The sequence below is a fragment of the Streptomyces sp. NPDC050560 genome (assembly GCF_044457285.1).
Taxonomy (GTDB): Bacteria; Actinomycetota; Actinomycetes; order Streptomycetales; family Streptomycetaceae; genus Streptomyces.
On record NZ_JBITGT010000012.1, the window covers coordinates 219946 to 230569 of the forward strand.

A 10624-nucleotide genomic window follows, 5' to 3' on the forward strand; every position below is an offset into this window, starting at 1 on the left:
CACGCTCGCTGCCCGCGCCGGGACGCGACGACGGGGGGCCACGGTGGGAGCGGGACGGCGAGGAGACCTGCGGCGAAGAGACCGAGGGCCGAAAGCGGCACCCGGCCGGGTGCCGACACTGCTGTCGGCGGCCCTGCTGCTGCTCGCCGCGTGCGCGGCGCTGCTCACGACGTCCCCTGCCGCCGCCGACCCCGTCGAGGACTGCACCGCCTCCCACGGCGCCGTCGTCGCCGTCGACTTCGGACCCTTCGGGGGACCGGTCGAGCGCGGGTGCGATGCCACCCCCACCACCGGCTACGACCTGCTCCACGAGGGCGGCTTCACCACCACGGGCACCCAGCACGACGGCCCCGCGTTCATCTGCCGTATCGGGTCGGGCGACTTCGACTCCGGCACCCAGTACCCCACTCCCGACCAGGACGACTGCGTCCTCACCCCGCCCGCCACCGCCTACTGGTCCTACTGGACCGCCGCGCCGGGCCAGGACGAGTGGACCTACAGCGCGTACGGCGCCATGGACCGCGAGCTGGAGGACGGCGACGTCGACGCCTGGGTGTACGGCGGCACCGACGTCGGCGGCAGCACCGGCGAGCCGGACTTCAGCCCCGACGACGTACGCGCCACAGCCGCGGCCGACCCGGGTGAACCGAGCGGCGAGCCGACCGGGGCGCCCGGTGACATCGACCTCGACGCCGCGGCGCACTGGCTCGGCGGCACTCTCACTGACGGCGAGCACGTCGATGCCGACGACAGCGGCACTCCCGACTACGCGCTGACCACCGACGCGGCCTACGCGCTTGCCGCGGCCGGAGCCGACAGTGCCACTCTCGACAAGGTCACCGCCTATCTGACCGCCCACACCGCCGACCGCGCCTACCCCGACGGCACCGGGAAGGCCCCCGACGCGGCTGGGGCCGCCGGGCTCGCCCTCCTCGCCGAGATCACCGGGCGCGACCCCGGCGGCGTCGACGGGCACGACCTCGTCGGCGACCTCACGGACCATGTCTGCCCCGCGGGCCCCGACTCCGGCAGACCGGCCCCCGGCTGCACCGCCAAGGGCGACTTCCACGGCGCCACCCACACCGGCACCCAGGCGCTCGCCCTGCTCGCCGTGGTGCGCGCGGGCGCCACCCCGCCCGCCTCCGCCGTCGCCCGCCTCGCCCAACTCCAGTGCGAAGGCGGCGGGTTCACCGGCGACCTCATCCGCCCCGACGAGCACTGCGACGCCGACGCCGCCACCACGGGGCTCGCCGCCCTGGTGCTGCACGCCGTAGGCGGCCACCCCGACGCCGTCTCCGCCGCACACGGCTACCTCACCGCAAACCAGCGCGCCGACGGCGCGTTCCCCGGCCGCCCCGGCTCCACCACCGGCAGTGTCACCGCCACCGCCCAGGCCGCCCAGGCGCTGCGCGCCCTCGGCGATGACGGCCGTGCCGACGCCGCCACCGGCTGGCTCGCACGGCACCAACTCGACGGCGGCGGCTTCGCGTTCGACGAGGGCGGCACCACCCCCGCCGTCCACCCCACGTCCCCCGCCGTCCTCGCGGGCGCCGCAACCGACCTGGCCACCCTCAGGGCACCGGGCGCCGAACCCCGAAACCCGGCAGACGACACCACCACCACGGGGCCCGGCACACAGGCCGCGGGCGGGGGACCCGACCTGGCGAAAGGCGTCGCCTACCTCACCGGCGCGGACCGCCTCAGACAGGGCCGGTACTACGCGTCGGGACCCGCAGACTCCGGCGCCGACTACGGGCTCACCATCGACGGCGCCTACGCGCTCGCCGCCACGGGACTCGACGACACAGGGCTGCGCGGCATCGTCGACTTCCTCGACGGCGGCGGCAAGGACTCCTCGGGGCGCACCATGGACGCCTGGACCGGGGTGGGCACGGAGTACGCCGCGGGCGGCTCCCTCGGCAAGACCGCGCTGCTCGCCGAGGCCGTCGGGCGCGACCCGCGCGACTTCGGCGGCCACGACCTGATCGCCGCCCTGGACAAGGCGGTGTGCGCCGGGCCGAGCACCGCCCCCGACCGCTCCTGCGCCGCCAAGGGCGCCTACACCTACGCCCCGTCCGTGTTCTCCCAAGCCCTCGCGGTCATGGCCCAGTTGCGGGCGGGCGACAAGGACGCCGCCGCCGGACCGCTCGCGTATCTGAAGAGCCTCCAGCAGGACAGCGGGGCCTGGCCCAGCCTGATCCCCGCCACCGGCGACGCCGACGTGGACTCGACCGCCATCGCCGCCATGGCCCTCCACCTCGCAGGGGGCGACGCCGCGGACAAGGCCGTCGACAAGGCCCTGTCCTGGCTCGCGGGCAGACAACTCGACGACGGCGGCTTCCCCGGCGCCGCGGGCGACTCCGTCAACTCGGCCGCCCTCGCCGTACAGGGCCTGTCCCTCGACGCTGTGACGTACCGTCAGCAGATCGCCGACGCACGGACGTTCCTCGCCGCGCAGCAGAACCCCGACGGCGGCTTCAACGTGGCCGCCGAGGGCCAGCGCGGCTCCGACCTCAGGGCCTCCACCCAGGCGGTGGGCGGCGCCACCGGCATCTCCTTCGGCACCCTCGACCGCGACCTGAGCGGCACATCGGCGCCGCCCACCCCCACCCCGAGCGGAAGCGGCGGCGCCCCCGAGATCGTCACACCCGGCGGTGAGGGCACGGGCGAGGGCGGCGGTGGCGGCGGCGCGCTCGCGTCCACGGGCGTCCAGGCGGGCGCCCTCGCGGCGCTCGCCCTGCTGCTGCTGACGGTGGCCGGCTGGCGCGTGGTGGTGGTCGCCCGCCGCCGGGCCGGCGAGGGGAGCCACCGATGAGCCCCCGCACCGCGGCCCGGGCCCGCAATGAGCGGGCCGTCAGGCGCTCCCCCGGCCGCGCGCGGACCGCGTGCGGGCGTGTGTGCCGCGCGGCGGCCGGGGCGGTGTCCGCGCTGGCGCTGACCGGCGCGGCCCTGCTGGCCACCGGCGGGCAGGCGGCGGCCGACCCCGCCGCGATGGGACAGTGCACCACCTCCTCGGGCGCCGTGCTCGCCGTCGACTTCAGCCACTGGGGCGGCCCCGTCCTGCGCTCCTGCGGCACCACCCCCACCACCGGCTACGAACTGCTCAACCAGGGCGGCTGGCACACCACGGGCACCGGCCACGACGGGCCCGCGTTCATCTGCCGCATCGGCTACAGCGGCTACCAGGGCGGCAGGGAGTACCCGACGGCCGCCGACGAGGACTGCGTCCTCACCCCGCCCGCCTCCGCCTACTGGTCCTACTGGCACGCCGACCCGGGCGACGACGACTGGGAGTACAGCCAACTCGGCGCCATGCTCTACAAACCCCGGCCAGGCAGCGTCGACCTGTGGAGCTTCGGCGGCACCGACATCCAGGGCAGCGAGGGCCGCCCGCGGATCACCCCCGACCAGCTCCGCGCCCGCAACACCCGCCCCCAGGGCGGCGGCAACCCCGCCTCCACCGCCAAGGCACCCCCGCTGCCGCCCGGCGTCGACACGGGCCCCGCACCCGAACACCGGCAACACCGCCCCGCACCGGCGAAGTCCACACCACCACGGCACACCCACAGCGCCACCCCGCACGCGACCCACCACAGCGCCGACGCCGCACCCTCCACCACACCCAGCCACTCGCCACCCACCACCCCCACCGCCGGGGCGCACGCCAGCACGGGACCCCGGGTGGTGGACGCCGCCCCCACCGCACGGGCCCACCACGACCCGGGCTCCCTCGTGCCCGCCGCCACCGGCGCCGGACTCGTCCTCTTCATCGGCGGCGCCGCGTTCCACCTCGCCCGCCGACGCCGCCGCACCGGGTGAGCGCCACCGGGACCCCGCACGAGCTGACCGGGGCCGCGCCCCCGCCCTCCAGGCCCGACCGCGGCGGCCGACGGCTGCCCCGCGCCCTGCACCCCGCGGCCTGGTGGGTGTGGGCGCTCGCTCTGGCCACCGCCGTCAGCCGCACCGACAACCCGCTCCTGCTCCTGCTCGTCCTCGCCGTCCTCGGCTACGTCGTCACCGCCCGCCGCACCGAGGCCCCCTGGGCCAGGGGCTTCGTCCACTACCTCGGCCTGGCCCTCACGGTCGTCGTCATCCGCGTCGTCTTCCGGGCCGTCTTCGCCACCGGCATCACCCCGGGCGACCACTTCCTCTTCGCCCTCCCGCACCTCGCCACCCCCGACTGGTACGCGGGCATCCAACTCGGCGGACCCGTCTCCCTCGAAGCGGTGCTCTCCGCGGCGACCGACGGGCTGCGGCTCGCCTGCATGCTCTGCTGCGTCGGCGCCGCCAACACCCTCGCCAACCCCAAACGCGCGCTGCGTGTCCTGCCCGGCGCCCTCCACGAACTCGGCGTCGCCGTCACGGTCGCCGTCAGCGTCGCGCCCCAACTCGTCCAGAGCATTCAACGTGTCTCCCGGGCACGGAAGTTGAGGGCCGGTCGTACCCGCGGCATCCGGGCGCTGCGCGGCGTCGTCATCCCCGTACTCGAAGACGCCCTCGAACGCTCGCTGCGGCTGGCCGCCGCCATGGACTCCCGTGGCTACGGCCGCTCGGGCGGCGCCACCCGCCGCTCCCGGCGCGCCACCGGCGCCCTGATGCTGCTGGGCATGTGCGGCCTGTGCACAGGGGCCTACGGCCTCCTCGACGCGACCACACCCGCCTTCCTCGGCGCCCCCGCGCTCGCCCTCGGCGCGGCGCTGTGCGTGGCGGGGCTGCGGCTCGGCGGGCGCCGTGTCACCCGCACCGCCTACCGGCCCGACCCCTGGCGGGCCCCGGAGTGGGCGGTGGCGGGAAGCGGTGTCCTCTCCGCGGCGCTGCTCTTCGGCGACCTCGGCTACGACCCCGCCCAGCTCAACCCCACCTACTACCCCCTCACCTGGCCTGGACTGCCGCTCGTGCCCACCGCCGCCATCCTGCTCGCCGGCACCGCGGGGCTCCTCTCCCCACCGCCGCCGCCCCACCACGAGGACCGCGCAGACCGGAGGCCCGACCCCACGTGATCACCTTCGACCAGGTCGGCGTCCGCTACGACGACACCGCGCGCCCCACCCTGCGCGACGTCGACCTCACCGTGCAGGAGGGCGAACTCTGCCTCGTCATCGGGCACACAGGCACCGGCAAGTCCACCCTGCTCGGCACCGTCAACGGCCTCGTACCGCACTTCACCGGGGGCACCCTCCACGGCCGGGTCACCGTCGACGGCCGCGACACCGCGCACCACCCGCCACGCGAACTCGCCGACGTCGTCGGCATGGTCGGACAGGACCCGGCAGACGGCTTCGTCACCGACACCGTCGAAGAGGAACTGGCCTACGCCATGGAGCAGTTGGCGATCCCCGCGGCCACCATGCGCAAGCGCGTCGAGGAGACGCTCGACCTGCTGGGCCTGGCCGACCTGCGCCACCGCGCCCTGTACGAACTCTCCGGCGGCCAGCAGCAGCGCGTCGCGATCGGCTCCGTGCTCACCGCACACCCCCGGGTCCTGGTCCTCGACGAGCCCACGTCCGCGCTCGACCCCACCGCGGCGGAAGAGGTACTGGCCGCCGTCACCCGCCTCGTCCACGATCTCGGCGTCACCGTCCTCATGGCCGAGCACCGCCTCGAACGTGTCGTCCAGTACGCCGACCGCGTCATCCACCTCCCCGGCGACGGCCACGCCCGTATCGGCGCACCCCAGGAGGTCCTGGGCGGCGCCGCCGTCGCCCCGCCCATCGTGGAACTCGGCCGCGCCGCCCGCTGGACCCCGCTGCCGCTGTCGATCCGGGACGCCCGCAGGGCCGCCGCACCGCTGCGCGCACGGCTCGCGGGCGTGGCACCGCCCCCGGTGCGGCGGCCGATCGCGGGGGAGGGCCCCGCGGTGCTGACCGCCAGGGGTGTCACCGTCACCCACGGCGGTGTGCCCGCCGTGCGCGCCGTCGACCTCGAACTGCGCGCGGGCCGGGTCACCGCCCTGATGGGCCGCAACGGCTCGGGCAAGTCGTCCCTGCTCTGGGCCCTCCAGGGCTCGGGCCCGCGCCGCGCGGGACGGGTGCACGTGACGGACGGCACGGGCCGCGGGGCCGACCCGCACACGGTGGCCGCCGCGCGGGCCCGCGAACTCGTCGGCCTCGTCCCGCAGACCGCCGCCGACCTCCTCTACCTGGAGAGCGTCGGACAGGAACTCGCCCAGGCCGACACCGCCTCCCGGGCGGGCGAGAGCGCCCGCGCCATCCTCGACCGCCTCGCTCCCGGCATCCCCGACACCACCCACCCCCGCGACCTCTCGGAGGGCCAGCGTCTCGCCCTGGTGCTGGCGGTCCAACTGACCGCGGCGCCAGCGGTCGTACTCCTCGACGAGCCGACCCGGGGCCTCGACTACCGGGCCAAGTCCGCGCTCGTCCACACCGTCGACGGACTCGCCGCCGAGGGGCGCGCCGTGGTGGTGTCCACCCACGACGTGGAGTTCGCCGCCCGCGCCGCCGACCGCGTCGTCGTCATGGCCGAGGGCGACATCGTCGCCGAAGGACCTACCGCCGACGTCATCGTCGCCTCCCCGGTCTTCGCACCGCAGACCGCCAAGATCCTCGCCCCCCTGCCCTTCCTGACGGCCGATCAGCTCACCCGGGTACTGCCCGCACCACCCGAGCCCCCGCGCGTCGGGCACGGCGCCGTGCCCGACGAACGACCGGGCGCCGCCCCCGGGGACGGGACCCGGCCATGAGCCCCAGGCCCGCACCACCCCCGCGCCCCGTCGCGGCCATCCGCCTCACCCCCCGCGTCGGTGTGGTGATGGCCCTCGCCGCGTTCCTCGGCCTCGTCGCCTTCTTCTGGCCGTTTGTGGTCGCCCCCGGAAGCCTCGGCTCCACCTACGCGCCCCTGCTCATCTTCGGTGTGCTGCTGGTGCTCGTCCTGTGCGTGGTGCTCTCCGAGATCTCCGAGGGCGGCATCGACTCCAAGGCGCTGGCGATGCTCGGCGTGCTGTCCGCCGTCAACGCCGCACTGCGCCCGCTCGGCGCCGGCACCGCGGGCATCGAGACGGTGTTCTTCGTCCTCGTCCTCGCGGGCCGCGTCTACGGCCCTGGCTTCGGCTTCACCCTCGGCTGCACCTCCCTGTTCGCCTCCGCGCTCATCACCGGCGGCGTCGGCCCCTGGATGCCGTACCAGATGTTCGGCTGCGCCTTCGTCGGGATGCTCGCCGGGTTCCTGCCGAGGGCGCGCGGCCGGGGCGAGGTGGTGCTCCTCGCCGTCTACGGCTCGCTCTCCGGCTACCTCTTCGGCTTCCTCCTCAACCTCTCCTTCTGGCCCTTCTCCCTCGACCCGCACAGCTCCCTCGCCTACCTGCCCGGTCTGCCCTTCACCGAGCAGTGGCACCGCTACGTCGCCTTCGACCTCGCCACCTCACTCGGCTGGGACACCGGCCGCGCGGTCACCAACTTCACCGCCCTCCTCCTGGTGGGCCCGGCCGTCCTCACCACCTTCCGCCGCGCCGCCCGCCGTGCCCGCTTCCGCGCACCGGCACGCTTCGAGCAGGGCGCGGGGGAACGGGACCGGCTGCCATAGCCGAGACCACCGTGGGCCGAGGGCGCGCCCGCCGGATGGACGCCTTCGACGCCGGTTCGGTACGGGCCGCCCTGCCCGGTGCCGCCCCCGACGTCGTGGTCCACCGGCTCACCGCCCTGGCCGAGTTCGACACCGCCGCCAACCCCCGCGCCAGGGCGACGGGCTGGGCCCCGGCGCATCCGGGCTGGCGCACCGGCTTCCGTTCCACCGACAGGTGAGCGCCACCGCCACGTCCCGGGGCGCGGGGTGCTGCTGAGACCCCGGGGGCAGGGCCGGTTTCGGACACCTCCGAGACCGGACCGACGGCAACAGCCCAACAGAAGCAAACAGATCCAGACGGGTTTGCCGGGACGGCGCGAAAGTGAAGCAACAAATATTGACGGGATCAATCAGGCCGCGTACTTTCCCGACAGGATGCCGAGCGGTCGAACTCGGCCCAGGACTCGGCAGGTTGGGCTCCACCCCCGTCCCCCACATCCCGGGAGCACACACCATGCGCAGAGCAAGACGCACCGGCACAAGAAACGTTCCTCTCCTCGCCCGGGGCGCGACGGCCCGGCGGTCCCCACGGCTCGTGCTGTCCGCCCTCGCGGCCCTCGCCCTCCTCCTCGGCGCCCTCATCGGCCTCCCCGCCGTGTCACAGGCGGCCGACTCCCTCCCCTGCGACATCTACGGCTCCGCCGGCACCCCCTGCGTCGCCGCGCACAGCACGACACGCGCCCTCGTCTCGTCCTACGACGGCCCCCTCTACCAGGTCACTCGCGCCTCGGACGGCGCCACCACCGACATCGCGCCACTGGCGCCCGGCGGCTACGCCGACGCCGCACGGCAGGACGCGTTCTGCCAGGACACCCCGTGCAGCATCAGCAAGGTCTACGACCAGACCTCGCACCACAACGACCTCACACCGGGACCGGCGGGCACCGCGGGCATGGGCGCCGACCGCGGTGCCGACGCGGCCGAGATCTCCGTGACCGCCGGCGGCCACAAGGTGTACGGCATCTGGATCTCACCGGGCGTCGGCTACCGCTACACCGGCGTGGCCTCGGGCGTCGCGGTCAACGGCCGGCCCGAGGGCGCCTACATGGTGGCCAGCGGCACCCACGTCGGCTCCGACTGCTGTTTCGACTACGGCAACGCCGAGAGCACACCCGCCGACACGGGCAACGGCCATATGGACGCCGTCAGCATCGCCACCACGTGCTACTTCGCCCCGTGCACCGGCTCGGGACCCTGGGTCGAGGCGGACCTGGAGAACGGCATGTTCCAGGGCGACAACGGCTCCAACACCGCCAACCGAGGCAACAACACCCCCTTCGTCACGGCCGTGTTGAAGAACGACGGGCAGACCACGTACGCGCTCAAGGGCGGCGACTCCCAGTCCGGCGCGCTGACCACCTGGTGGGACGGCGGCCTGCCCACGCGCGACGGCTACCGGCCGATGCGGCAGGAGGGCGGCATCATCCTGGGCACCGGCGGCGACAACAGCAACTGGAACCGTGGCACCTTCTTCGAGGGTGTGATGGTCGCCGGCTACCCGACCGACGCCGCCGAGGACGCCGTCCAGGCCAACGTCGTCTCCGTCGGCTACACGGGCGGGACGGACGTGCCCAACGGGCCGCAGGGCAGGATCACCGGCCCTGGCGGCAAGTGCGTCGACGTCGCCGCGGACGACACCGGCAGCAACGGCACCGCCGTACAACTGTGGGACTGCCAGACCTGGGCCGAGGACCAGTACTGGCACCACAACGCCAACGGCTCCCTCAGCACGATCGGCAGGTGCCTGGACATCGAGGGCAACGGCACCGCCAACGGCGCCGAGGTCGAGCTGTGGGACTGCAACGGCGTCGGCGGCCAGGAGTGGGTCCAGCGGGACGACGGCTCGCTGTTCAACCCGCAGTCCGGCCGCTGCCTCGACTCCCCGGACGGCGCCACCGACAACGGCACCCGGCTGCGGATCTGGGACTGCAACGGAGCCGACGCCCAGAAGTTCACCCTGACCCAGCCCTCGTAAAGGTCGGCCCTCGTAAGGGTCGGCGCCGCGCGGGGGAGCGCGGCGCCCTGGTTCACGGGCCGGGTCTCCCGCGGTCCCTGAGCCGGCGGCGTCGCGTACTCCACGCTCGCCCCGGAGACCCGGCGAGCAGCCAGCGGCCCGAAACCCCGGCCCGTACGACTGCCCGCCCTCGACCCGGTGCCGGGGCCCGCCGCCGGGCGTCACGGCTTGCGGGCCACCGCCGCGTACTGGGCCACCGCAGGGGGGTTCTCCTCCGCGACCGGACGCCAGCGGCTGCACGAGACGATGCCGGGCGGCAGGATGTCGAGGCCCGTGAGGAAGTCGGCGAGGTCGGCCCGGGGGCGCGCGGTGATGGGGGGCTGTGCGTGCTCGTTCCAGAACGCCATGGCCTCGCGGTTGACGTCGCCGCCGAGTTCCAGGGTGGGGTGCGTCAGCGCGACGTAGCTGCCCGAGGGCACGGCGTCCGCGAACTGCCGGACGATCGCCGCCGCCCGCCCGGTGTCCAGCACGAAGTTCAGCACACCGAGGAACATCACGGCGACCGGCTTGCCGAAGTCCAGCGTCTCGCCCGCGGCCTCGATGATCGTCGCCGGGTCGTGCGCGTCGGCGTCGATGTACTGCGTCGCACCCTCGGCGGAACTGGTCAACAGGGCGCGCGCGTGCGCCAGCACGATGGGGTCGTTGTCGACGTAGACGATGCGCGACTCCGGCGCCACCTCCTGGGCGACCTCGTGGGTGTTGCGCGCGGTGGGCAGGCCCGTGCCGATGTCGAGGAACTGCCGGACACCGGCCTCGCCCGCGAGGAACGCCACCGCACGACCGAGGAACGCCCGGTCCGCGCGGGCCACTTCGACGATCTCGGGGTACAGGGTCGCGATGTGGTTGCCGACCTCGGCGTCCACCTCGTAGTGGCTCTTGCCCTGTAGCCAGTAGTCCCAGACGCGGGCGTTGTGGCCGGTGTCCGTCGAGATGGCGGGGCCCGCGTCCTGCCCGCTGTCGTCTCCCACGTCTCCTCCGTGCGTCGCCTACCGTGTCACGCTGGAACCATGCCCGAAAACCGCCCCTGGCCTG

Annotated in this window: 8 protein-coding genes; 7 read left to right on the plus strand and 1 reads right to left on the minus strand. The window is 74.7% G+C overall.

What is annotated here, in order from left to right:
• Positions 1-109: 109 nt before the first annotated feature.
• The 7 genes from ACIBIW_RS27205 (at position 110) to ACIBIW_RS27235 (ending at position 9553) form a co-directional block, all read left to right on the plus strand.
• Positions 110-2815, plus strand: a complete 2706-nt coding sequence (locus ACIBIW_RS27205; protein ID WP_399339688.1) for a prenyltransferase/squalene oxidase repeat-containing protein — start codon at positions 110-112, stop codon at positions 2813-2815.
• Entirely contained in the window at positions 2812-3819 is a 1008-nt protein-coding gene (locus tag ACIBIW_RS27210) for a hypothetical protein (protein ID WP_399339689.1), read from the plus strand. The genes ACIBIW_RS27205 and ACIBIW_RS27210 overlap by 4 nt, the downstream gene beginning before the upstream one ends.
• Positions 3816-5000 carry an energy-coupling factor transporter transmembrane component T gene (locus ACIBIW_RS27215; protein ID WP_399339690.1) on the plus strand — a complete coding sequence of 395 codons (1185 nt, stop codon included), beginning with the start codon at positions 3816-3818 and terminating at the stop codon, positions 4998-5000. Before ACIBIW_RS27210 ends, ACIBIW_RS27215 begins: the two co-directional genes overlap by 4 nt.
• A complete protein-coding gene (locus tag ACIBIW_RS27220; RefSeq protein ID WP_399339691.1) occupies positions 4997-6700 on the plus strand; it encodes an ABC transporter ATP-binding protein in 1704 nt (567 codons plus the stop codon). The genes ACIBIW_RS27215 and ACIBIW_RS27220 overlap by 4 nt, the downstream gene beginning before the upstream one ends.
• On the plus strand, positions 6697-7539 hold the full coding sequence (locus ACIBIW_RS27225; protein WP_399339692.1) for an ECF transporter S component: 843 nt from the start codon (positions 6697-6699) through the stop codon (positions 7537-7539). The genes ACIBIW_RS27220 and ACIBIW_RS27225 overlap by 4 nt, the downstream gene beginning before the upstream one ends.
• A gap of 35 nt (positions 7540-7574) precedes the next feature.
• A complete protein-coding gene (locus ACIBIW_RS27230; RefSeq protein WP_399339693.1) occupies positions 7575-7757 on the plus strand; it encodes a hypothetical protein in 183 nt (60 codons plus the stop codon).
• A gap of 356 nt (positions 7758-8113) precedes the next feature.
• Complete coding sequence (locus tag ACIBIW_RS27235; RefSeq protein WP_399339694.1) at positions 8114-9553, plus strand: arabinofuranosidase catalytic domain-containing protein; 1440 nt, start codon at positions 8114-8116, stop codon at positions 9551-9553.
• Between the two features lie 200 nt (positions 9554-9753).
• On the opposite strand, the gene ACIBIW_RS27240 is transcribed toward ACIBIW_RS27235, so the two are convergent.
• Positions 9754-10560 (minus strand): SAM-dependent methyltransferase, encoded by an 807-nt coding sequence (locus tag ACIBIW_RS27240; protein ID WP_399339695.1) that lies wholly within the window; start codon positions 10558-10560, stop codon positions 9754-9756.
• Positions 10561-10624 lie beyond the last annotated feature (64 nt).

Bases quoted from the DNA above. Each gene is read 5' to 3' on its own strand.
- ACIBIW_RS27210 (WP_399339689.1), top strand. From the start codon at position 2,812: ATGAGCCCCCGCACCGCGGCCCGGGCCCGCAATGAGCGGGCCGTCAGG.
- ACIBIW_RS27225 (WP_399339692.1), top strand. From the start codon at position 6,697: ATGAGCCCCAGGCCCGCACCACCCCCGCGCCCCGTCGCGGCCATCCGC.
- ACIBIW_RS27230 (WP_399339693.1), top strand. From the start codon at position 7,575: ATGGACGCCTTCGACGCCGGTTCGGTACGGGCCGCCCTGCCCGGTGCC.